Origin of the sequence: Streptomyces flavotricini (assembly GCF_020639365.1) — a bacterium.
Classification (GTDB): domain Bacteria; phylum Actinomycetota; class Actinomycetes; order Streptomycetales; family Streptomycetaceae; genus Streptomyces; species Streptomyces flavotricini.
This window is the reverse complement of sequence record NZ_JAINUL010000001.1, coordinates 5,610,255-5,632,519: the sequence shown is the minus strand read 5'-3', so window position 1 is coordinate 5,632,519 and position 22,265 is coordinate 5,610,255. Positions and strand designations below refer to the sequence as shown.

Below are 22,265 nucleotides of genomic sequence, written 5' to 3'. Positions count from 1 at the left end.
GGAGGCGGCCGGTGAACACAGCCCGGACGGCTGGGAGGCCAACCACTCGGTCCTGGCCCACCTCGCGGAGCACCGGGTGCCCTGGAGGCCCTGACGGGCCCCAGGGCGGCGCTCTTGCGCGGCGTTGGACAATGGAGGGTGGCCCGGAAGGATCCCGAACGCGCAGCAGGAGGACACGCATGGCAGAGCCCGAGCGGACGACCGAGCGGAAGCCGCGGCCCGCGCCGCTGCTCTTCGAGCCCTCGGAAGCCGCCACGGACCCGGAGCACTTCTTCGACCTGGAGTCGATCGAGGACCCGCGGGAGCTGCTGGCCCGCGCAACCGAGCTGACGCTCGCCTTCCGGGCGGCGCAGGAACGGGCGGTGGAGTTCCAGGCGCTGGCCGCCGCGCAGCTCGCCGATCCGCGCCGGTTCGACCGGCTGCCGCCGGCGGAGATCGCCGCGCAGGCGGACTGGACCGAGGACTACGCGCTCAAGATGATCGAGTTCGGCGAGTCCCTGCAGCGCGAAGCCGGCCCGGACACCCCGTGACCCACCGCCGGGTGCGGCGGATATCACCCGCGGCGTCGCACCTGGCATATGCGGGGCGCAACATAGCCCACCGTCCCCCGCCCTGTCCCGGTTTTCCGTAACTCCCGGAAACCGGCCCGCTACGCCGGGTAGACCGGTCCGCATGACGACGCTGACGACGGCACCGGCCTGCACCGCCCCCGACACACGCACCGCCACCCACGTCACTCCGCGGGGCGCCGCCTGGCTCGCCTCCGCGTCCGCGCACCCGCACAGCACCCTCGCGCGCTGGGAGGCCCGCTCCACGGCTCCCGCCGTGCTGCCCTGCGGAACCGCCTTCGACGTCGTCAACGTCCCCCTCGTCCTCGGCCGCCGCATGCTCGACCTGCTCTGGGCCGAGGGCCCCGGCTCCGGGCCCGTCGCCGTGCACCGCGGGCGGATGCTGCTGTTCACCTCCACCGGCACCGCGCACCGCCTCCCCGCGCTGCTCGCCTGGGAGGAGTGGGGCGCCTCCGTGCCGGCGCCGCTGTGCCACGGCCACGGCGACGCCGTCACCGTGCCTCCGCTGGACGCCGTCCCCGGCCCGTCCCGCTGGGTCGTCGCCCCCGACACCCGCACCCCCTGGCTGCCCGGACCCGAGGCACTCCTGTGGGCATACCTCCGCGCCGCCCGAGCTGCGGATATCGATTTTTCCTTCCGGCCATCTCCCTGCTAATGTCTTCCTCGTCAGCAAGCGCCGCTAGCTCAGTTGGTTAGAGCAGCTGACTCTTAATCAGCGGGTCCGGGGTTCGAGTCCCTGGCGGCGCACAGACGGAAGAAGGCCCCCACGCGAGTGGGGGCCTTCTTCGTGTTCCCGCACCACGGGCACTACGTCGTGATCTTGACCGTGTACGCGCCCGACGGGGTCCGGTCCGCCACCTCGATCCTGATCCGCTCCCCCGGCACCGTGAACGCCTCCCCCACTTCCAGCGGCGCGTCCGCCAGCGGCGGGTACACCGAGCGGTCCCAGCAGGCCTCCGAGTCCGGGTGCCCGTCCAGCACCTCGACCGGGCCGCCGCCCGACGCCGCCTCGTTGCGCACCCGGTAGACCAGGACCCCCTCCGTACAGGTGTCCCCGTCGTTGCCGGCGGAGCCCCGCGCCTCGACCGCGATCGCGCTGCCGGGGCCCGTACGGATCACCGCGAGCCGGGTCCCGCCCGTGGCGCCCGGCGCCGGAGCCTGGCCCAGCGGCAGCAGGGTGTGCAGCGAGGACCCGGACTGCACGCAGTCCACCTGCGAGGAGTCCAGCCAGCCCAGCTTCCACTTGTGCCAGGCGAACAGGTCCGGCGCCATCCCGAACTGGCTGCCCATGACGTCCCAGTCGCCGACGTAGGTGTCCCAGTCGCCCTTGCCGTCGCTCGGCCGGTGGTAGAGGTCGGGCAGGTCGAAGACGTGCCCGGTCTCGTGCGCCAGCACGTTGCGGTCCGGCGGGTGCCGCTCGAAGACGGTCACGATCCGCCGCAGCTCCGTCCCGTCCGCCCGGATCGGCCGGTCGAAGTTGACGACCTTGGTGGCGTCCGAGTCCACTCCGGGCGCGTCCGGGTCGGCGACGAAGTACACGACGTCGTACTGCGAGAAGTCCACCTCCCGGTCGGCGGCCGCGACCGCGTCCCGCAGGTACGCCGCCCGGTCGTGCGCCGCCCAGTCACGCTGTATCCCGTACGCGGTCGACGGCTTGGGCATCCGGATCCACCGCTCCTGCGGATGCGGCTCCAGACGGAACCTCCCGTACGAGGCCCGCTCGAAGAAGTCGCTGGTCGCGGGGAAGTAATCGCCGGTCAGCTGCTCCGTCGTGAGGGTGGTGCGGTGGTCGGGGAAGGAGAGGAAGACCATGACCGCGTGGAGGGTGCGCTCCGGCTTGGGGTAGGCGCGGTTCCAGGTGTCGAGGCCCAGGGAGTGGTGCGCCGAGGTGCGGGTCAGGGCGCACGGCCCGGCTCCCGGATCGGCGACCGCGGGACCCGCGACGAGCGACATGGCGGCGAGCGCCGTCAGGGAGGTGAGCGCGGCCGCCGTGCTTCTCATGCGGGAGCGTTCCACTCCCCCGGGTGTCTGCTGTCGCGGCACATCGACCTCCGGTGGTGGATTCGTACCATCTCGCTCCACCCTGAGGGGATTGTCTTACTAATGCCCTGTTCCGCTGCCCCACAAGAGTGAGCACTACGTCAAGCCGGTGACTCGGGGGGTTCACCCACATGCCTACAGAACGTCACGACCGATCACGGGAGATCAGCGGAGGGCTTTCGCTGCTCAGAGCCGCGCAGAAACGATCGCCCGGGATTCGGTCGGCCGGCCGTCAGCACGCCGAAGTCCCGTGCCCCGCACGGCGACGCCGCTGGATAGGGCCGTACGGTGCCTCTATGATCGGCACACTTTCCTGCACGGACACTCACGAGCACTGCGGGAGCCAACGGTGAGCGGAACCTCAGAGGAAACCGGTTCGGCGGCCGACAGCATCCGATCGGCCACTACGGAGCGTCACCAATCAGTGCCGGTCATGCCGTCGGCGCCGACCCGCACCGAGTCCGAACTGCGCGATTACCGGGCCGCCTTCAACGCGGCCCACCTCGCGATGGCCGTCGTCGACCGCTCGGGCCACGTCGTCGCCGCCAACGCGGCGCTGGCCGGGCTCCTCGGGACCGAGCCGCACGCGCTCGTCGAGCAGCGCGCGGCCGATCTGGTCGATCTGGGTGCCGAGGCCCGTACCTGGCAGGCGTACCAGGAGGTGCTCCGCGGCCGGCAGGCCAGGCTGCGCTGCACCCGCCGGCTCAAACATCCCGACGGGCACTCGTTGTGGACCGAGGTCACCCTCGGGCCCGTGCCCGGCACCCGGGACGTACTGCTGTCCGTCGCCGACATCAGCGACCGCCGCGACCTGCAGGCCCGGCTCCGCCACCTGCAGATGCACGATCCGGTGACCCGGCTGCCCAACCGGGCGCTGTTCTTCGAGCGGCTCTCCGCCGCCCTGGAGGCCTCCTCGTACGAGCAGGGCGGGACGGGGCGGATCGGCCTGTGCTACCTCGACCTCGACGGCTTCAAGGCCGTCAACGACACCCTGGGCCACCGGGTCGGCGACCGGCTGCTGACCGCCGTCGCGGCCCGGCTGACGCAGTGCGCCGACCAATCCGGGTACGGGCGCACCGGCGGTCACCTCGTCGCGCGGCTCGGCGGCGACGAGTTCGCCCTGCTGGTGGAGGACTCCACCGGCACCGAACAGCTCGCCGATCTGGCGCGGAGCGTCCTGACCGCCGTCCAGGAGCCGTTCGACCTGGCCGGGCAGCGGCTGTCGGTCTCGGCGTCGATCGGCGTGGTGGAGCGGGCCGCGGAGGGGACCTCGGCGACCGGGCTGATGCAGGCCGCGGACACGACCCTGTACTGGGCGAAGGCGGACGGCAAGGCCCGCTGGACGCTGTTCGACCCGGAGCGCAACGCGCACCGCATGACCCGCCAGGCCCTGACCTCGACGCTGCGGCCGGCCGTGGAGCGGGGAGAGTTCGCGCTCGAGTACCAGCCGCTCGTGGACCTGGAGAGCGGGGCTGTGCGCGGGGTGGAGGCGCTGGTGCGCTGGAACCACCCGCAGTTCGGCACGCTGACGCCGAATCGGTTCATCGGGATCGCGGAAGAGGACGGCTCCATCGTCCAGTTGGGGCGGTGGGTGCTGCGGACCGCCTGCCGGCAGGCCCGGCGCTGGCAGATCGAGCGGCCCAGCGACTCCCCGGTCTTCGTCTCCGTCAACGTGGCGGTCCGCCAGGTGTGGGACTCCGACCTGGTCGGCGACGTGGCGGAGATCCTGGCCGAGACGGGGCTGGCCCCGCAGCTGCTGCAGCTGGAGCTGACCGAGTCGGCGGTGATGGGCTCCGCCGGGCGCCCGCTCCAGGCCCTCCAGGCCCTGAGTGACATGGGGGTGCGGATCGCCATCGACGACTTCGGCACCGGGTACTCGAACCTGGCGTACCTGAGCCGGCTGCCGGTGTCCGTGCTGAAGCTGGACGGCTCCTTCGTACGGGGCTTCCGCTACGAGGAGGGCACCCACCCCAACCCGGCCGACGAGACCATCGTCGAGGCCCTGGTGCAGCTCGCGCACCGGCTGGGGCTGACGGTCACGGCGGAGTGCGTGGAGACGGCCGGGCAGGCGGCCCGGCTGCGGCGCGTCGGCTGCGACACGGGCCAGGGCTGGCTGTACTCGCGGGCGGTGGCCCCGGAGCTGATCGCCGAGATGATCGGCACCCGCCCCGGGGCCTGAACCCTGCGGGGCGGTGTACGGGGCCGCTGCGCGGAGCCCTCTCCCCGCCCCGCCCTTTCTCCGTTCCTCCCCCAGCTACCGCTGGGAGGTGCCCCCGGGCTCCGCCCGGACCCTCAGAGGCTGCGCACGAAGGCGGCGAATGCCGCGGGGGCGACGGTGAAGGCGGGCCCTCCGGGGTTCTTGGAGTCCCGGACGGCGACGAGGCAGGGCTGAGTGGCCACCTCGACGCACTCGCCGCCGGTGTTACCGCTGTACGAGGCCTTGCGCCAGGCGGTGGCGCCGAGGGGGGCGCACTCGACGCACTCGCCGCCGGTTGTTCCGCTGTAGGACGCCTTACGCCACAGCGCGCCCGCCAGGTTCTTGTTGCTTCCCATAGCGTTCCTCCATTACGCGAGCGATCAGCGTGGCCGACCGCTCCGGAGGGAGCGCTGCGGCTTGCAGTCGAGCGTAGCCGAACGAGCGTTCCTTGATCACTGACGGGTTGGCCGTCATGTGCCCCTGGGCGTAGCCCTCCTCATAGATCACCTCTGGGTCGCCATCGAAGCGTAGGAGAGTGAACGACCCAAGCATCCCGGTATGTTGTCCGGCCGAAAAGGGCAGTACTTGGATCTGCACCCACGGATGTTCAAGGAAACTCAGCAGGTGAGCGAGCTGCTTCCGCATCACGTCGTGGCCGCCGACCTCCTGATGCAGCACGGCCTCCGTGAGCACCACCCACAAGGCGGGCTGATGCTCGCGCTTCAGGATGTGCTGCCTATCCATGCGGGCAGCCAGCAGCTCGTCGACTTGGTCCGGCCGATCGACCCCGAGCAGGGCCCGTGCGTAGCCCTCCGTCTGGAGGAGGCCGTGCACCAACTGGCACTGGAACGTGGAGATGTACGCCGCCCGGGCCTCCATCTCCGCGTACGCCTGGAACCACGTCGGCAGCACGCTCCGCAGGACCAGACCCACCAGCCGGGAGAACGTCCCGTCCGTGCCGAGCGCGGCGTCCAGCCGCTCCGAGAAATCCCTGGTCGGCACCCGCTTCGTGCACTCCACCTGGCCGATCAGCGAGCCCGTGCAGTAGATGATGTCGCCCAACTGCCCCTGTTTCAGACCGGCGGCCTCTCTCAGCCGGCGCAGTTCGTAGCCGTAGTAGTCCAGCGGCGAGGCGCTGGGATCGAGGTCGCGGGCCAAGACCAAGGGACGGTCACCCCCATGGGGACGCGGGTCGGATTCACCTGTGGCCGAGCGTAGCGAGACCACCACACGGCGGTATCCGGAATCCGGCAACCATGTGACACACCTCCGCCCCGCACCGGGGGAACCGGGTGCGGGGCGGGGTGTCGCTCGGCGCGGGGTGGGGGGATCAGCAGGCGCCGAGGTCCTTCCAGACACCCCACTCACCCGTGGTGCCCGGGGTCTCGTTCTGCGTCCACCACTGGGCCTTGTACTTGCGGCCGTTGTAGGAGACCTCCTGGCCACCGGTGTAGATGGTGCCCGCGACGTACGCCGGGGTCGAGCCGCAGCCCGTGGTCGGCGGGGTGGTCGGCGGCGTCGTGGGCGGGGTGGTCGGCGGGGTCGTCGGAGGCGTGGTGGGCGGAGTCGTCGGGGGCTGCGTGGTCCCGCCGAGGGCGTCCGAGATCTGGTTCAACAGCGTGGTGTTGTTGTCCAGGCCGAGCAGGGAGTACATCATCGCTCCGGCCAGGCCGCGCTGCTTGCCGTAGTCGACCCGGGCCTGGATGGACTTCTGGTTCAGGCCGGTGAAGAACTCGCCGTCCTTGTAGAAGTACGAGGCCTTGGCCTGGTCGTCCCAGAAGGTGCTCGCCGGGTTGTCGACGATGCCGCCGAGCTCCTTGTAGTTGGCGATGCCGGCCTGCTGGCTGGTGGGCCGGGCTCCGGAGGCGCCGGTCGCGGGCTGCGCGAGGCCGCCCGCCGTCCCCGCGGGAACGCCCTTCCAGCCGCGGTAGTAGAACTCGTAGCCCAGCGTCAGCTTGTTGGCCGGGAAGCCGCCGGCGATGCCGTAGGCCGGCTTGCCGTCGATCCAGGAGTCGATGGCGTTGTCGATGCTGTACTTCTCGGTGCCCGGGGCGATCGGGTCCGTCGGGTCGTTGGCACCGGAGTAGAGCGGGGACTGGTGGTACGTCGGCCCGTCGCCGTCCCAGGCGCCGTGCATGTCGTACGTCATGATGTTCGCGTAGTCGAGGTACGCGCCGATCTTGTCCGTCTCGATGTACTTGATCTTGTCCTGGCCGGCCGGGAGGGCCGAGGTCAGCAGGTACTTCTTGCCGCCGTTGGCCGCGCCGTAGGCGTCGAGCTGCTCGCGGAACTCCTTGAGCAGGAGCGTGAAGTTCTGCTTGTCCTCGGGCGCGTAGTGGTTGCCCAGGTGCCCGCCGGAGGAGCCGGGGTACTCCCAGTCGATGTCGATGCCGTCGAAGATGCCCGCCGCGCTGCCCGCGCCGCCGTAGCCGCCCTCGACCGGCAGGTTGCCCTTGATGTACTGGTCGATGCAGGAGGAGACCAGCTTCTTGCGGGAGGCGTCGGTCTTCGCCGCGTCGCTGAAGTACTTCGAGTAGGTCCAGCCGCCGATCGAAATGTTGATCTTCAGGTTCGGGTACTTGGCCTTCAACTGCTTGAACTGGTTGAAGACGCCGACGATCGGCTGGTCCCACTTGTCGGCGACGCCGCTGACGCTGTCCGCCGCGCTGAAGGACTTCTGGTAGTCGGCGTACGAGTCACCCGCGCCGTCACCGGCGTTGGGGTTGTTGTCGTCGCCCGCCGCCTTGTTCGCCTCGAAACAGGTGAGGTTGGTGGGGTGGATGTTGCCGAACGAGTAGTTGATGACGTCCAGCTTGCCCGCTATGCCGCGGGTGTCGAGGTGCTTGGGATAGAAGGCGTTCCCGTACACGCTCCACTGGTCGTAGTAAGCGATCTTGACGTTGCCGCCTGCGCCCGCGGTGGTGGCCGTGTCGGCGGCCTGCGCGGTGCCGAGCCCCGCGAAGCCGGCCAGCGCCCCGGCTGCCAGCGCGGCCGTGGCGGCGGCCGCGATGAGGGGTTTGCGGATGTGCATGAACTGCCTCCGGGGAGGTGGGAGGGGGGAAGCAAGAGGTTCGGGTGTGAGAAGTGATAGCGATCACCCGAGGCCCGAGTCAATGGTTTGGACCAAAGAAGGACTAGACCACTCACCGGGTAAATCCCCTCGTCAGAGCCCTGCGCGCGCACGAAGAACCGCCCGCCACCCCGGGTGACGAGCGGTTTAAGGCTGCCTTATGGCCATCTCCGCGCAAGGTTCCCGCAACAGACCAGCCGAACTGCGTTCCGCCCGGTCAGTCAGCTCACGAAGCCTCCACCGGCATCCCGTACGCGTCCGCGACCAGTTCGTACGAGCGCAACCGGGCCGCCCCGCCATGGGCGTTGGCGGTCAGCATCAGCTCGTCGGCGCCCGTCCGCTTGGCCAGGTCGTCGAGCCCGGAGCGGACCTCGTCGGGGGTGCCGTGGACCACGTTCGCGAGCCAGCCGTCCACGAACTCCCGCTCCAGCGGGGAGAAGCCGTACGCCGCCGCCTCCTCGGGCGTCGGGATCAGACCCGGCCGGCCGCTGCGCAGCCGCAGCATCGACAGCGCGCCCGTGAGCACCTGGGCCCGGGCCTGCGCGTCGGTGTCGGCGGCGAGCGCCGAGACGCCGATCACGGCGTACGGGGCGTCCAGCACCGCAGAGGGGCGGAAGTTCTCACGGTAGAGGTCCAGCGCGGGCAGGGTGCCGGCCGCCGAGAAGTGGTGGGCGTACGCGAAGGGCAGGCCGAGCTCGGCGGCGAGGCGGGCGCTGAACCCGGAGGAGCCGAGCAGCCACAGCGGTGGCCGCCCGGCGGGCCCCTGCACGGGACCCGGCACCGCGTGGACGCGGGCGTACGGGTGCCCGTCGGGGAAGTCGTCGTCGAGGAAGCGGGTCAGCTCCACGAGCTGGCGGGGGAAGTCCTCGGCGGCCTCGTCGAGGCGGCCGGACCCGCGCAGGGCGGCGGCCGTGCGGCCGTCGGTGCCGGGTGCGCGGCCGAGCCCGAGGTCGATCCGGCCCGGGGCGAGCGCCTCCAGGGTGCCGAACTGCTCGGCGATCGCGAGCGGCGCGTGATTGGGCAGCATGACCCCGCCCGAGCCGAGCCGGATGCGGGAGGTGTGGGCGGCGAGGTGGGCCAGGATCACCGCCGGGGAGGAGCTGGCCACGCCGGGCATGGAGTGGTGCTCGGCGACCCAGTGGCGGTGGTAGCCGCGGGACTCGGCGAGGCGGGCGATGTCGACGCTCGTACGCAGGGAGGCGTAGGCGCTGCTGCCGCTGCCGACCGTGACGAGGTCGAGCACCGAGAGCGGCACCGGCGCGTCGCCGCGCATCGCGCCCCGGATCGGATCCGCATCACCTCCGCGGCCTTCGCGGCCTTCGCGGCCGTCCCCGTCCGCCGCCCGACCCGCGTCCCCGGTGTCACTCATCGTCGCTCCCGCCTCGCTTCGTCGTCCGTACGAAGAACTCGAACCATCGACGGCGCGCGGGCATTCCCGGCATCCTCGGACAGCGGGCGTGACCTTGGCATATGCCAGCGGTGCAGACGCGGGCGGGGGGGACGCGAATGAGCCATCAATCTCCTCAACAGGCGCTCCACGTGGGCCTCTTGATGGCTATCGTGGTAAGGCAAGCGGTAACAACCTGCTAGGGGGAAACCGTGGCGCTGAAGCCCGAGCCGACCGCGCCGTTCCACTCGGTGCAGTACGCCCTGCGCGTACTCGAAACGATCGCCCGCCACACCGGCGGTGTGACCGATGTACAGATCGCGCGTGAGACCGGCCTGCCCGCGGTCCATCTCGCCCCCATGCTCCTCATGCTGCGCCGCGAGGGGTACGTACTCCAGGTGTCGGACGGCGCCTACGCCATAGGCGACTCCCTGGTGCTGCTCGGCTCCGGCATAGACCGGCAGCAGGCGCTCCAGAACAAGCTGCAGGAGACCCTGGACCGGCTCCGGGACTCGGTGGGCGCGGCGGTCTACATCAGCCGGTACGTGGACGGCGAAGTGAAGATCACGCAGTTCGCGGACAGCCCGCGCACGCCGAAGGTGCACGAGTGGGTCGACTTCCGCTCCGCGGCGCACGCCAGCGCGGTCGGCAAGTGCCTGCTGACGCAGCTCGACCAGAACGGGCGGCGCGACCACCTCTCGCGACACAAGATCGCCCGGCTCACGTCGAAGACGATCGTGAACGAGCGCGTCCTCTTCTCCAAGCTGGACGCCCAGCCGGCCACGGTTCCGGTGCTGGACCTGCAGGAGTACGCGGTGGGCACCGTCTGTGCGGCGGTACCGATCACCGCCGGGGCCGCGGTGGGCTGCCTGGCCCTGTCGATGCCGGTCGAGCACGCGCACCGGCTGCGGGCCGCGGCGGAGACGCTGAACCGGAAGGCCGCACCCCTGCTGCTGTCGCTCACCCTCTGAGCCGTGCCCCGGGCCGGCCGCGCCGCGGGGGTCGCGGAGGGTCCGGAAACACTTCGGGCGGTTCCCGGTGAACCGGAAACCGCCCGAAGTACAGGTGCGCCGCCAGGGACTCGAACCCCGGACCCGCTGATTAAGAGTCAGCTGCTCTAACCAACTGAGCTAGCGGCGCCTGACAGAGAAAATACTACCTGGTCCTCAGGGGTGCTCAAAACCAATACCCGCGTACGCCGGGATCACCCCTCAGCGCTCCAGGAGCTCCGCGCGCCCGTGCGCCGCGTACGCCGCCAGCAGGCCGTCGAGGTCCGCCGGGCCCAGGAGCCGGTAGCCGGAGCCGCCCGGCGGGGACCACCACACCGGCTCCGGGCAGCGGAAGCCGCAGCGGCGCAGGGCAGCCCGGTGGATCTTGTTGGTCGCCGTCGTCGGCATCGACTCCACGATCCGGACGTAGCGCGGGGACATCTTGGTGCCCAGGTCCGGCTGGGCGGCCAGGAACGCGGAGAAGGCCTCCGGCGAGAACCGCTCCCCCTCCTCCAGGGCGACCGCCGCCATCACCTGGTCGCCGGCGGCCTCGTCCGGCACCGCGTACACGGCGACCGCGGCCGCCGGGGACCAGCGCGCCAGGATGTTCTCGATCACCGCGGCGGCGAGGTTCTCGCTGTCGACCCGCAGCCGGTCGTCCGTACGGCCCGCGAAGTAGAGGAAGCCGTCCGCGTCGCGGAAGAAGAGGTCGCCCGTCCAGTACCAGCCGTCTCGGGTGCGCGCGGCCTGCGCCTCGGGGTTGCGCCAGTAGCCCTCGAACAGGCTCCGGCCTCGATTGACCAGCTCGCCGATGGCCTCGGAGCCGTTGAGCAGGCGCCCCCGCCCGTCCAGGACGGCCGGCGGGCACTCCGCACCCGTCTGCGGATCGATCACCGCCAGGTCGTCCCCGGCTCCCGCCCGGCCTAGGGCGCCCGGCGGGGTGTCCGGCGTGCGCTGTACGGAGGCGCCGCCCTCGGTGGCCCCGTACCCCTCCACCAGCCGGACCCCGAACCGCTCGGCGAAGCGGGCCGCGTCCACCGCGCCGGCCTCGGTGCCGAAGCCGAGGCGCAGGGTGTGCTCGCGGTCGTCGGGGCGGGGTTCGGTGGCCAGCAGGTACTGGACGGCCCGGCCGACGTAGGTGAAGTACGTCGCCCCGTACGCGCGGACGTCGGGCAGGAAGGCGGAGGCGGAGAAACGGGGGCGCAGGGCCACGGCCGCGCCCCCGGCGAGGGCGGGCAGCCAGTCGGCGATGACGGCGTTGCCGTGGAAGAGCGGCATGCAGACGTAGTGGACGTCTTCGGGGGTGACCGAGAACTGCCGGACCAGCGAGTCCGCGGCGGCGGCCAGCCGGCCCTGGCTGCAGACGGCGGCCTTGGGGGCGCCGGTGGAGCCCGAGGTGAAGTAGAGCAGGAAGCGGGAGCCGGGGACGGGGGCGGCGAGCACCGCCTCGCCCGGCTTCGCGGCCGTGTACGGGGCGAGCAGGGCGGCGTACTCCTCGGAGTCGGTCACGAGGATCCGTACGCCGGGCAGGTCGAGCCCTCGCAGCAGCGGCAGGTGGGCGTGCTCGGTGACCAGGATCCGGCAGTCGGTGTGCAGGATGTCGCGCGCCAGCTCGGGACCGCGCCGGGTGGGGTTGATCCCGGCGACGGCGGCCCCGGCGAGGGCCGCCGCGCCGAGCCAGAACGGGAACTCGGGGGTGTTGTCGAGCAGCACCCCGATGTGCGGTTCGGCGCCCCGGTCCGCCGGCAGGAGGTCGACGAGCAGCGCGGCGCGCGCGGCGGCCTCCTGGGCGGTCCGGTGGCGGCTGAGGACGGTGGTGTGCGTGCTGCCGCCGTACATCAGCCCCGGCCGGTGGTCGCCCCATTGGCGCGCCATGAGCTCCGCGACGGTCTCGGGTGTCGTCCGCATGCCGCCGGAGGGTAGCTGACGTCTCGTCAGAACTGAATCGGTCCGAGGGTCAGAACTGGACGTCGGAGCAGGAGTAGAAGGCCATGGGGGTGTCGTTGACCGTCCAGACCGCCAGGATCATGTGCCGGCCGGTCTTGCCGCTCGGCATGGTGCCCTGGTGGACGGTGGTCATGGCGGGCCGGGCGCCGTTGTAGGCGACCGTGAGGAAGGGCTGGGAGTCCAGGGAGGCGCGGGTGAGGGGCTTGGTGGGGTCCCAGCCGTTCTTGGTGACGTAGTACTTGAAGTCGGTGGTGGAGTGGTTGGCGGTGAACTGCCAGCGGAAGCCGTAGCTCTGCCCGCTGGTCACCTTGGTGGTGGGCCAGGCGCCGCCGCGCGGGTCGTCGAGCTGCGCGAACTCGCCGTGCCCACCGGAACATATCTGGCCGTCGGCCGGACCGGCGGCCGGGAATCCCTTGTAGCCCTCGACGCTCTGCGGCTCCCACTGGATCGGGCCGCAGTCGAGGACGGTCTTGTTGGCGCAGAGCTTCTGGCGGCTGATGGGGGTGTCCGTGTAGCCGTGACTGCTCGCGGTGGGGGCACTGAGCAGCGCCAGGCCGGCGATGACACCGAGGCCGAGCGTGGCGGCGCCGGCTCGTCTGGGCAGGTGAACGGGCATGCGGATGGGACGCATGATGCTCCTTGAACGTGGGGGGAGTCCGGTGAGGGCGTGCGCACGCGTGGGGATTCAGGTCTAGACCAAGTACCAGGCTATTGACGGGAGTTGGCCATGTCCAGACCAATGGGAGAACGGGTGGCCCGGCAGATGCCGGACCACCCGTTCTCCGTCAGCTGCGACCGCTACTCGGGCCGCCCGGTGTAGAAGGCGACGGTGAGGTCCTTCACGAGCGCCTTGCGCTCGTAGTCGTCGAGCTCGACGAGCCCGCGCGAGGTCAGCCGGTGGACGGTGTCGTCGACCGCGTCCACGACCGAGGTCAGCACCGTGTCCCGGTGCTTGGCGTCGATCGCCGCGACCCGGCGCCGCCGCATGGCCTCGGCGACCTCGGGTGCGTACTCGATCCGGGTCGGCTGGGCCGAGTACACCTCGATCCCGACCGCCTCGGTCTCGGTCGCCAGCATCCGCGTCAGCGCGTCGCCGACCGCCTCGGAGTCGCGCAGCGTCGGGGCGTCCTCGTGGAAGGCGTCGGCGGGCAGCTGGGACAGTACCCGGGCCATGGCCGATTCCACCTGCTCGGCGAGGTACTCGGTGTGGTCCTCGACGGCGAGGGTGGCCCGGGCCGTGTCCTTCACCTGCCAGACGACCTGGACGACGACGCGCAGCGCGAGGCCGCCGGAGTCCACCGCGGGCATGGGCTCGCTGCGCCAGTGGCGCAGCCGGACGTCGACGCGGCGGCGGAGCAGGAGCGGGCTCACCCAGGTGAGCCCGGTACGGCGGACCGTGCCCCGGTAGCGGCCGAAGAGGGTGAGCACCCAGGCGTGGCCGGCCTTGGCGCGGCCGAGTCCGCCGAGCGCGAGGAGCGCGACGATGCCGAGGAAGGCGAGCGGGGGCCAGTGGGTGGCGCGCAGCCCCTGGTAGGCCCGGGGGGTCGCACCGAAGGCGGCCACGAAGGGGGCCGGCACGGCCCCGGCCCGCCAGAGCACCGCCAGGCAGCCGGTGAGCGCGAGAGCGCCGACACCGACGCCGACCCAGCCGGGCAGCACGGGCCCCCGGTGCTCGCGCAACCGCTCGTCCCCGCGCGGCACCCGGCGCCCGGGCTCGGACCGCGCCGCGCGGGGCTGCGCGGCGGGGGCGGGGGCCCGGGTGGGGGCCGGGGTCGGCGCCCCGACCGGGCGGGACTCCGCGGGGAACGGCAGGTGCAGCGGCACCTCGGTGACCGCGGCCCCGCGCCCCTCCGTGATCCGCGGCAGATCCTCCGTGTCCCCCTCCCCCATCCCCCGCGCCACGGCCCGCGCGACGATGTCCCCCACCGCCGGTCCGGGGACCGCACCGGGCCAGGGTTCGGGCTCGGTGTCGATCCCGTCGTGCGGCTGGGGTACGTACGGGGCCTGTGGCGCGGATTCGCAGGCGTGCGCGGCACGCGATCCGGCGTCGCCCTCCTGCGCGGCGGGCGGCCACGGCTCGCCGTACCGCCGCGCGGGGCCGTCCGCCCCGGGACCGGCGGGCCAGACCTGGCCGAGCCGGGCCCCGAAGCCGCCCTGCGCCACGGGCTCGCCCCCGGCCTCGTCGTGGGACCGCGGGGTCCGGGGCGCGGCTTCGGCGTGCGGGGCGGCGGGGGCGGGGGCGCCGTACCCGTGCGCGGGGCCGTCGGACGGCGGCTGCGCACCGGGACCGGCCGGGGGCTCGGGTTCGGCCCGCAGGCGGAGGGTGGGCGCCGCCGGGTGCGCGTGCGCCGCAGGGGCGGGTACGGAGAGCGGCGGATCGGGCTCCGGGGCGTACTCGGCACGGTCGCCGGCTCCGGCCAGCGCGTGCACCGGCTCGGGCTCGACCCGGATCCGGGCCGCCGGGACCTCGCTCCAGGAGCTCTCCACCGCCGGCCGCCCGTGCGGCAGGGCGACCATCCTGACCGGAACCCCGGCGGCCGCCCGCGGGACCCCGTGCTCGGCACCCACGACCGGAACCACATCCTCCGGGCTGCCCTCGGCCTCGGCCTCGGAGGGGGCCGGAACCGCCGCACCCGGCACCCGGTCCGCCGGAACCTCGGACTCGGGACCGCCCTTTGCGGCGTACGGCGCCGGGACGGCCGCCACGGCCGGAGGCTCGGCCTCCGGCCGGGACCGGTCCGCGTGGGCGGTCGCCGTCGGCATCGGCATCGGCATCGGCATCGGCATCGGCATCGGCATCGCGGGCAGGGTCTCGGCCGGAGCCTCGGAGGGGGCCGGAATCACCGCCGCGATCGGGAGCGGGGCAGTGGGACCGGCCCCGGCCGGGACGTCGGCCTGCTCGGGCCGGACCTCGGGCCGGGCCTCCGGCGGGACCGCGGGCCGAGCCTCCGCCGGGGCCGCGGGCCGGACCTCGGGCGGGGCCGGCCTGGAGTGGAGGGCAGGGGCGTACAGGTCGCCCGTGGCGCGCAGCGCCGGGGCTTGCGGGGGCGCGGGCGGCACCCGGAAGGTGCCCGTCGTCGAGGTGGTGCGCGTGGGGTACATCGTTGCCTCCGTCATGCGAACAGCCGGCGCCAGGTTTCCGGGCCCGGGTAACCGTCGGCCGCGGCTCCGCGCCACCCCTGGGCGCGCTGGAAGGCCTCGACACTGCGACGGTCGGCCTCGCTCCAGCGGGGCCCCGGGCCGGACGTGTAGTTCTTGCCGAAGCCCTTCTTCACCAGCTGGCGTCCAAGGGCGGTGACGAACGGGTTCGTGGACCCGGGGCGGAACACCGACGTCCCCGGATATCCCGGCACCGCGGCAGGGCCGCCGGGGGCCCCGACCGGGCCGTGGACCCCGCCCTGGCCCGGCGTCCCGGCATGCCCCGGCGCCGGTGCCGCACCCGGCGCGGGGACGGTGCCCGGTCTCGGGGGAGAGCCCGGTGCGCCCTCGGCCGAGGGGCGGATGTCCTTGCCCTTGTGTTCGACCAGGAGCTGCCAGGTGTGCGTGCCCGGGATGCCGTCGGCGTCCGCGCCCGTCCAGCCCTGGGCGCTCTGGAAGGCCTGCGTGGCCAGCCGGTCGGCGTCGCTCCACGCCGTGTTCGCGCCCTTCGGGTAGAAGCGCCGCCCGCCCCGCTCGATCAGCATCCGGCCCAGCTGGGCGACGTGCTCGTTGTTCGCGCCCGGCCCGAACTGCGTGGCTCCGGGGAAGACCGTCGGGACGGCCGGCTTGGGGTCGGTGGACGCCGGGTCCTCGGCGAGGCCGGCGGTCACCCCGTTGAACCGGTACGGGACGTACTTCGTCGCGTTGTTCCAGTAGCCGTACGGGGTCGCCCCCTTCCGCGTGTTCGGGCGGGTCTGCTCATAGGCGACGTAGTGCGTGCGCGTCTCGTCCACCCACCCCCCGAAGAGCACCACGTGCGAGCCGTTGGTCGGGTCCGCCGGGTTGTGGAAGAGGAGCATGTCCCCCGGCAGCAGCTCGTCCTTGGTGATCTTGGTGGCGAACTTGTCGAGGCTGCCGGTCCACTCGTTCGTACCAAGGTTCCAGGCCATCGAGACGTAGCCGGAGCAGTCCTGCCGGTACCCGTCCGACCAGTACGTGGACATGCTGTACGGGACCTTCGCGTCCAGCCACGTCTTCGCCCGCGTGATGATCGACGTCCGGTCGATCCGCTTGACGGCCGACGGCGCCCCGGGCGCGCCCGCCGGCTTCGCCGGGGCCGGGCGTCCGTGCAGCGGGGACCGGCCGCCCTGCGGGGAGCCGGGGGTGTCGAGGGAGACCGGCCCCGGTCCGGGGACCGGATTGACCGCCGCCAGGGCCGCCGAGCCGCCACCGCCGAGGACCACGCCCGCCGCAGTGGCCAGCACCAGCGCCCGGCGGGCCCCGCGGGCGGCCGGGTGGCCGCCGTCCCGGAGCGGTATGGCCCGCGCGCGGGCCAGGGCGCGGCGGCGCTGCGCGCAGCCCGGGCAGGCGCAGTCGCCCGCGGGCTCGTACTCCTCGAAAGCGGGCACCGGCATCGGCATCGCCGCCGGCTTGATCGGCGCAGGCATCTGCACATGCGTCGGAGGCTGGATCGTCATGCGGTTCCGTCCACTCCCCTGCTCGTCGCTGGTCAGGCGGGCCGGCATCTGTCGGGGCATCAGATTCGGCTCGGCCCAGACATATCGTGCACGATAAACCCCTCAAACATGGGTTAATCGGACAAGGCGGGCGCGGCTGGTCACGAGCACCACTGGAGGTGGGGTAGAGTTTTCTCTGTCAGCAGGCGCCGCTAGCTCAGTTGGTTAGAGCAGCTGACTCTTAATCAGCGGGTCCGGGGTTCGAGTCCCTGGCGGCGCACAGACAAGAGGAAGCCCCTCGCAGCGAAAGCTGCGGGGGGCTTCTTCGTCGTGCGTCTCATGCCGCCGCGCCGGGCCGGACCTCTCCCGTCAGATAGGCCGACACGACCACGTTCGCCGTGTACTGCCCGGCCGCCTTGTCGTACGTACCCCCGCAGGTCACCAGCCGCAGCTCCGCCCGGCCCCCGATCCGCGGGCCGTACGCCCGGTCCGCGTCGAAGCGGGCCCGCTCGTAGACCCGTACGTCCTCGATCGTGAACTCGGCGACCGAACCGTCCGTCCGGACCACCCGGACCCTGCCACCCGGCTTCGCCGCGCTCAGACCGTAGAACACCGCCGGCTTCGACGCCGTGTCCACGTGCCCGACCAGCAGCGCGACCCCCGCCTCCCCCGGCTTGGCCCCGCCGCCCCACCAGCCCACCGTGCCGGGGCTGTCGTACGGCGGCGGCTCGATCGCGCCCTGCGCGTCGAGGCCCCGGGAGATCACCGGCGCCCGGACGCCCATCGACGGTACGTCGACCCGCGCGGGCAACGACGCCGCCAGCGGGGCGTGCGCCGCGGGCAGCCCCGGGACCGGCAGCGCCGACCCGCCGGCCAGCGCGGACGACGCACTCGGCGGGACGCCGGTGATCTCGCGGCCCCACAGCCACAGGCCGAGCACCAGTACGGACCACGCGGCGAAGGTCAGCAGCCGCCCGCCACCGGAGGACCTCGGCTCCCCCGGGCCCGTCACCGGCGTACCCTCACTCGCCGCTGCGGCGCCGGCGCAGCGTCAGCGCCCGGAACGCGACGGCCAGGGTGGCCGCGGCGGCCAGCACGGCGCCGATCACGGTGTGCGGGAGGCCGGGGCCCTCGCCGCCGTGGCTCTTCTTGGCCGCCGCGGCCTGGTCCTGCGCCGCCTGGGCCGCACGCACCGCCCGGTCCGTCGCCGCCAGCTCGGCGGACATCCCGCCGCCGCCCGCGTGGACGGGCCAGACCGGTGTCTGGTGGGGGTTCGGCCGGTCGCGGTCCCGGTCCTTCTCGTGGTCGTCGCGGCGCCGGACCACCTCGACGGTGCCGCGGATCCGGTCCTCGCCCCCGTCGCACTTCACCTGGACGGGGTGCCAGCCGGGCTGGGCGTGCGAGCTGATCATCGCGTCGCCCGAGAGCGACTTGTCCCCGTCACGGCCGGAGGACAGGTGGACCTCCGACACGAACACCGCGGACTTGGCGGTCGCCCATTTGTCCTCACAGCCGTGGACGCGCAGCTTGACCTGCGCCCCCGGTTCGGCCTGGCGCGGATCTACCGAGACGCTGCCGCTTTTCTCCTCGCCGGCCGCCAGGGCGGTGGGCGAGGACACGGCGGTGAGCGCCGTCAGGGCGACGGCCACCCCGGTGACACGGAGTGCGATCAGAGCAGTGCGCATGGTGAACCTCCTCATCAAGGAGGTTCACGTGCGGCGCGGCGCTCCGCATCCGGAGCGCCGCGCGCTTGACCCGTTCGGATCAGACGAGATCGACCAGGTCGGCGATCGAGTCGACGGTCTTGGTCGGCCGGTACGGGAACTTCTCGGTGTCCGCGGCGGAGGTCAGTCCGGTCAGCACGAGGAAGGTCTGCATCCCGGCCTCCAGCCCGGCCAGGACGTCGGTGTCCATCCGGTCGCCGATCATCGCGCTGCTCTCGGAGTGCGCGCCGATGGCGTTCAGGCCGGTCCGCATCATCAGCGGGTTGGGCTTGCCGGCGAAGTACGGCTGCTTCCCGGTCGCCTTGGTGATCAGTGCGGCGACGGCCCCGGTGGCGGGCAGCGGACCCTCGGTGGAGGGGCCGGTCTCGTCCGGGTTGGTGCAGATGAAGCGGGCGCCCGCGTTGATCAGGCGGACCGCCTTCGTCATCGCCTCGAAGCTGTACGTACGGGTCTCGCCGAGGACCACGTAGTCGGGCTCGTGGTCGGTCAGGATGTAGCCGATGTCGTGCAGGGCGGTGGTCAGTCCGGCCTCGCCGATGACGTACGCGGTGCCGCCCGGGCGCTGGTCGTCGAGGAACTTCGCGGTGGCGAGCGCCGAGGTCCAGATGTTCTCGACGGGGACGTGGAGGCCCATGCGGGAGAGCCGGGCCTGGAGGTCGCGCGGGGTGTAGATGGAGTTGTTGGTCAGGACCAGGAAGGGCTTGCCGGATTCGCGCAGCCGCTTGATGAAGGCATCGGCGCCGGGGATCGGGGTGCCTTCGTGGATCAGGACCCCGTCCATGTCGGTGAGCCAGGATTCGATCGGCTTGCGCTCTGCCACTGGATTGTTCTCCGCTCTCGGTGGCCGGACCTCTGACCTGTGACCGCAGGCCCGTCACCTGTGGTCTCTACCACCCTATCGGGGCCGGGCCGCGGACGACGAGGGCGTCCACAGCCCGGACCCCGCCCGCCGGGAGCGGCTCAGCCGAGCTTGACGTTGTCGACGGTCCAGTACCAGTTGTTGGTGCCGGCGTAGCGGAAGCGGACCTGGACGTCGGTGGCGCCGGCCGGGACCTGGAGGGTCAGGGACTCCGCCTTGGCGACCGCGTCGGCGGTGTAGCTCTTGACGACCGTGGGAGCGGCTCCGTTGTAGGAGACCAGGACCTGGGCGGTCTGGCCGGCCTCGTGGTGGTAGTGGGTCTGGAAGGTCAGGTTCCTCGTGGTGCCCCCGGCCACGGCCCACTTGGGGGTGATCAGGGTGGAGTCGTAGGAACCGGTGTGGGACGTGTCGTCCCACTCGTCGGAGTCGGCGACGGCGAACACGTCACGGGAGCGGACGTTCAGCTCGCGCCACTGGTCGCGCTGGGCCTGGCTCCAGAACTCGTCGGTCGCGAAGGCCCAGCCGGCCCACTCGGTGACACCGCCGGTGCCCATCTTGGAGTTGTCGATCGACCAGCCGGCCGGCGGGGTGTGCGTGAAGCCCTTCACGCCCGCCGGGATGCCCGTCTCGTCCACGCGGGCCTGGAGGTTCGGCCGCAGCGTGTCGAACGGGTCGTTGTCGTCGGGGGCGTTCAGCGGGATGCCGTCGATCGCCGTGCCGGGGTCGACGCCGACCTGCGCCATGGCGGTGGCCGCCACGTCCACGAGCTTGACGTCGCTGCGGACCGAACCGGCCGGGATCCCCGCACCCTTGGCGATGACGAAGGTGCCGCGCTCCTGGATGGTGGAGCCGCCGTGGCCGCCCGCGTCGGTGTGCCCGTGGTCGGTGGTGACCAGGATCTTCCAGTTCTCCTGGGCGTACGTGGGGCGGTTCTGCACGGCGGCGAGCAGCTGGCCGACCATCACGTCCACGCGGCCGATGGCATCGAGGTACTGCTGGCTGGCGGCGCCGTAGGAGTGTCCGGCACCGTCTACCTGGCCGAAGTACACGAACGCGGCGTCCGGGTTCTGGCCCTGCAGTTCCGCGGAGGCCGCGGCGGCGATCTTCGGGTCTTCCGTGCCGTAGCCGTCGCGGTCGCCCTTGAGGCCCAGGCGCTTGTCGACCTTGGCGGAGAAGACCGGGCCGCCCGCGTCGGTGGAGGTGAGGGGCTCCCAGTCGGCGGCCGCGTACGTGTTGAGCGCCGGCTTGGCGTTCTCGATGCGGGTCAGGAAGTCGGGGTAGGCCGTGTAGTTCTTGCCGGTGAAGGTGTTGTCCTTCACGCCGTGCTTGTCGGGCCAGACGCCGGTGGCGATGGTGGACCAGCCGGGGCCCGAGGAGGTGGCGGCCATCGGGTTCGCGTAGAGGGTGCTCTTCGCGGTGAGGCCTTGGGCCATCAGGCCTTGCAGGTGGGGGGCGTTGGCCGCCTTGACACGGTCCAGGACCGTGCCGTCGATGCCGATGACGAGGACCTTGTCGGTGGTGGCGGTGGCGGCCGTCCCGGCGGTGGCGGTGTGCGCGCCGAGGGCGGTGGCGAGCAGGGCCGTGGCGGTTGCGGTCACGGCGAGGGCGCGTCCTGACAGGACAGTGGGCACGTACTCCTCCGGGAGTAATCGTGGGGAAGGCGCGGGTGGGCTTGCGGTGGACGTGCGCGGGGTCCGGACCGAAGGTGCGCTCTTCGGTCCAGACCCGTTATGCAAGCGTCACTTTCCTGGTCGCGGGTGACCAGGAGGCGACCAATCAGCTTCCGGTGGCCGACTTCCACGCGTCGACGTAGCTCGTCAGGTTCTTGTCGATGTCCGCCCAGTCCGGCTCGAAGACCTCGACACCGGTCATGAGCCTGGTGAGTTCGACGGCGTTGGCGTCGGTCGGCTTGACGTCGGTGCGCGCCGGGAAGCCGCCGCCGACCTCGCTGACCAGCTTCTGGGCCTCCTCGCCGAGCATGAAGTCGAGGAGCTTCTTGCCGTTCTCGGTGTGCGGGGCCTTGTCCACCAGGCCTGCCGCGTACGGCAGGGCGAAGGTGGTCGGCTTGCCGCCGTCCTTGGCCGGGAACCAGATCCCCAGGTTCGGCATGGACTTGGACTGCGCGAAGTTCATCTGGACGTCGCCGTTGGCGACGAGCAGCTCGCCCTTGTCGGTCTTCGGCGCGAGCTTGCTGGTGGAGGAGGACGGGCCGACGTTGTTGGCCTGGAGCTTCTTCAGGTACTCCAGCGCCGGCTCCTTGCCGCCGAAGTCGTGCATCGCCTTGACCAGGACGGCGGTGCCGTCGCCCGCGACGCCCGGGGTGGAGTACTGGAGCTTGCCCTTGTACTTGGAGTCCAGCAGCTCTTCCCAGGTCTTGGGCGCCTCGGCGAGCTCCTTCTTGTTGTGGATGAAGCCGAAGTAGTTGTTGACGATCGAGGTCCACTTGCCGTCGGCGGCCTTGTCGACGCCGTTGACCTTGTCGGAGCCCTGCGGCTTGTAGGCCTGGAGCAGGCCCTTGCCGTCCGCCTGCTGGATGAAGGGCGGCAGGGTGACGATCACGTCGGCCTGGGTGTTGGTCTTCTCGCGGAAGGCGCGCTGCACCATCTCGCCCGAGCCGCCCTCGACGTACTTGACCTGGATTCCGGTCTTCTTCGTGAACTCGGCGAAGACCTTGTCGTACCAGCCGTCGCCCTTCTCGCTCTTGAGGCCGTCGGCGCTGTAGACGGTGACGATCTTCTCGCCGCCGCCCTTGGACTCGGCGGGGGTCGTCGAGCCGCCGCACGCGGTGAGGCCGGCGGCGAGGGCCAGGCCGCCGGTGACGGTGGCGGTGACGCGGAGCGACGTGGCGTTTCTGGACATGGGGAAGAACTTCCTTACGGGGGAAAGGG

The 22,265-nt window shown here is 72.1% G+C and carries 17 protein-coding genes, 3 tRNA genes and 1 pseudogene; 6 read left to right on the top strand and 15 right to left on the bottom strand.

Annotation, left to right across the window (positions count from 1 at the left end; all coding sequences use genetic code 11):
* Positions 1–179: 179 nt before the first annotated feature.
* The 3 genes and pseudogenes from K7B10_RS25650 to K7B10_RS25640 all read left to right on the top strand — a co-directional run bounded on the left by K7B10_RS25650 (position 180) and on the right by K7B10_RS25640 (position 1,316).
* On the top strand, positions 180–530 hold the full coding sequence (locus tag K7B10_RS25650; protein WP_030866369.1) for a DUF8844 domain-containing protein: 351 nt from the start codon (positions 180–182) through the stop codon (positions 528–530).
* A gap of 142 nt (positions 531–672) precedes the next feature.
* Positions 673–1,252, top strand: a pseudogene (locus tag K7B10_RS25645) (bifunctional DNA primase/polymerase).
* Positions 1,243–1,316, top strand: a tRNA-Lys gene (locus K7B10_RS25640). Before K7B10_RS25645 ends, K7B10_RS25640 begins: the two are co-directional and overlap by 10 nt.
* 60 nt (positions 1,317–1,376) lie before the next feature.
* Here K7B10_RS25640 and K7B10_RS25635 read toward each other — a convergent pair.
* Complete coding sequence (locus K7B10_RS25635; RefSeq protein ID WP_229339473.1) at positions 1,377–2,612, bottom strand: M6 family metalloprotease domain-containing protein; 1,236 nt, start codon at positions 2,610–2,612, stop codon at positions 1,377–1,379.
* A 430-nt stretch (positions 2,613–3,042) separates the two neighbouring features.
* Here K7B10_RS25635 and K7B10_RS25630 point away from each other — a divergent pair, with 430 nt between their 5' ends.
* Positions 3,043–4,788: a putative bifunctional diguanylate cyclase/phosphodiesterase gene (locus K7B10_RS25630; RefSeq protein ID WP_229339471.1), complete on the top strand. Its 1,746-nt coding sequence runs from the start codon at positions 3,043–3,045 to the stop codon at positions 4,786–4,788.
* A 113-nt stretch (positions 4,789–4,901) separates the two neighbouring features.
* Here K7B10_RS25630 and K7B10_RS25625 read toward each other — a convergent pair whose 3' ends face one another.
* The 4 genes from K7B10_RS25625 to K7B10_RS25610 all read right to left on the bottom strand — a co-directional run bounded on the left by K7B10_RS25625 (position 4,902) and on the right by K7B10_RS25610 (position 9,245).
* On the bottom strand, positions 4,902–5,162 hold the full coding sequence (locus K7B10_RS25625) for a DUF397 domain-containing protein (RefSeq protein ID WP_229339469.1): 261 nt from the start codon (positions 5,160–5,162) through the stop codon (positions 4,902–4,904).
* Positions 5,122–5,970: a helix-turn-helix domain-containing protein gene (locus tag K7B10_RS25620; protein ID WP_229339467.1), complete on the bottom strand. Its 849-nt coding sequence runs from the start codon at positions 5,968–5,970 to the stop codon at positions 5,122–5,124. Before K7B10_RS25620 ends, K7B10_RS25625 begins: the two co-directional genes overlap by 41 nt.
* 166 nt (positions 5,971–6,136) lie before the next feature.
* Complete coding sequence (locus K7B10_RS25615) at positions 6,137–7,837, bottom strand: glycosyl hydrolase family 18 protein (RefSeq protein WP_229339465.1); 1,701 nt, start codon at positions 7,835–7,837, stop codon at positions 6,137–6,139.
* 265 nt (positions 7,838–8,102) lie between these two features.
* A complete protein-coding gene (locus tag K7B10_RS25610; protein WP_372481463.1) occupies positions 8,103–9,245 on the bottom strand; it encodes an LLM class flavin-dependent oxidoreductase in 1,143 nt (380 codons plus the stop codon).
* Positions 9,246–9,475: 230 nt separating this feature from the next.
* Here K7B10_RS25610 and K7B10_RS25605 point away from each other — a divergent pair, with 230 nt between their 5' ends.
* Positions 9,476–10,234, top strand: coding sequence for an IclR family transcriptional regulator (locus K7B10_RS25605; protein WP_229339463.1), 759 nt, complete (start codon positions 9,476–9,478; stop codon positions 10,232–10,234).
* Between the two features lie 95 nt (positions 10,235–10,329).
* Here the strand turns inward: K7B10_RS25605 and K7B10_RS25600 are convergent.
* From K7B10_RS25600 to K7B10_RS25580, 5 genes are all read right to left on the bottom strand, one after another.
* Positions 10,330–10,403: transfer RNA gene (locus K7B10_RS25600), tRNA-Lys, on the bottom strand.
* A 71-nt stretch (positions 10,404–10,474) separates the two neighbouring features.
* Positions 10,475–12,160: an AMP-binding protein gene (locus tag K7B10_RS25595; protein ID WP_229339461.1), complete on the bottom strand. Its 1,686-nt coding sequence runs from the start codon at positions 12,158–12,160 to the stop codon at positions 10,475–10,477.
* 49 nt (positions 12,161–12,209) lie between these two features.
* Positions 12,210–12,830, bottom strand: coding sequence for a lytic polysaccharide monooxygenase auxiliary activity family 9 protein (locus tag K7B10_RS25590; protein WP_229339459.1), 621 nt, complete (start codon positions 12,828–12,830; stop codon positions 12,210–12,212).
* A gap of 167 nt (positions 12,831–12,997) precedes the next feature.
* Positions 12,998–15,301 carry an SPFH domain-containing protein gene (locus K7B10_RS25585; protein ID WP_229339457.1) on the bottom strand — a complete coding sequence of 768 codons (2,304 nt, stop codon included), beginning with the start codon at positions 15,299–15,301 and terminating at the stop codon, positions 12,998–13,000.
* An 11-nt stretch (positions 15,302–15,312) separates the two neighbouring features.
* Positions 15,313–16,752, bottom strand: a complete 1,440-nt coding sequence (locus K7B10_RS25580) for a peptidoglycan-binding protein (RefSeq protein WP_229345402.1) — start codon at positions 16,750–16,752, stop codon at positions 15,313–15,315.
* A 248-nt stretch (positions 16,753–17,000) separates the two neighbouring features.
* On the opposite strand from K7B10_RS25580, the gene K7B10_RS25575 reads away from it, so the two are divergent.
* A tRNA-Lys gene (locus tag K7B10_RS25575) sits at positions 17,001–17,074 on the top strand.
* A 57-nt stretch (positions 17,075–17,131) separates the two neighbouring features.
* On the opposite strand, the gene K7B10_RS25570 is transcribed toward K7B10_RS25575, so the two are convergent.
* From K7B10_RS25570 to K7B10_RS25550, 5 genes are all read right to left on the bottom strand, one after another.
* Entirely contained in the window at positions 17,132–17,806 is a 675-nt protein-coding gene (locus K7B10_RS25570; RefSeq protein WP_229339455.1) for a class F sortase, read from the bottom strand.
* Positions 17,807–17,816: 10 nt separating this feature from the next.
* Positions 17,817–18,479, bottom strand: a complete 663-nt coding sequence (locus K7B10_RS25565) for a hypothetical protein (protein ID WP_229339453.1) — start codon at positions 18,477–18,479, stop codon at positions 17,817–17,819.
* A gap of 79 nt (positions 18,480–18,558) precedes the next feature.
* A complete protein-coding gene (locus tag K7B10_RS25560; RefSeq protein WP_030866406.1) occupies positions 18,559–19,338 on the bottom strand; it encodes an HAD-IIA family hydrolase in 780 nt (259 codons plus the stop codon).
* Positions 19,339–19,478: 140 nt separating this feature from the next.
* Positions 19,479–21,008, bottom strand: coding sequence for an alkaline phosphatase family protein (locus tag K7B10_RS25555; protein ID WP_229339451.1), 1,530 nt, complete (start codon positions 21,006–21,008; stop codon positions 19,479–19,481).
* Between the two features lie 145 nt (positions 21,009–21,153).
* Complete coding sequence (locus K7B10_RS25550; protein WP_229339449.1) at positions 21,154–22,236, bottom strand: 2-aminoethylphosphonate ABC transporter substrate-binding protein; 1,083 nt, start codon at positions 22,234–22,236, stop codon at positions 21,154–21,156.
* Positions 22,237–22,265: the final 29 nt, after the last annotated feature.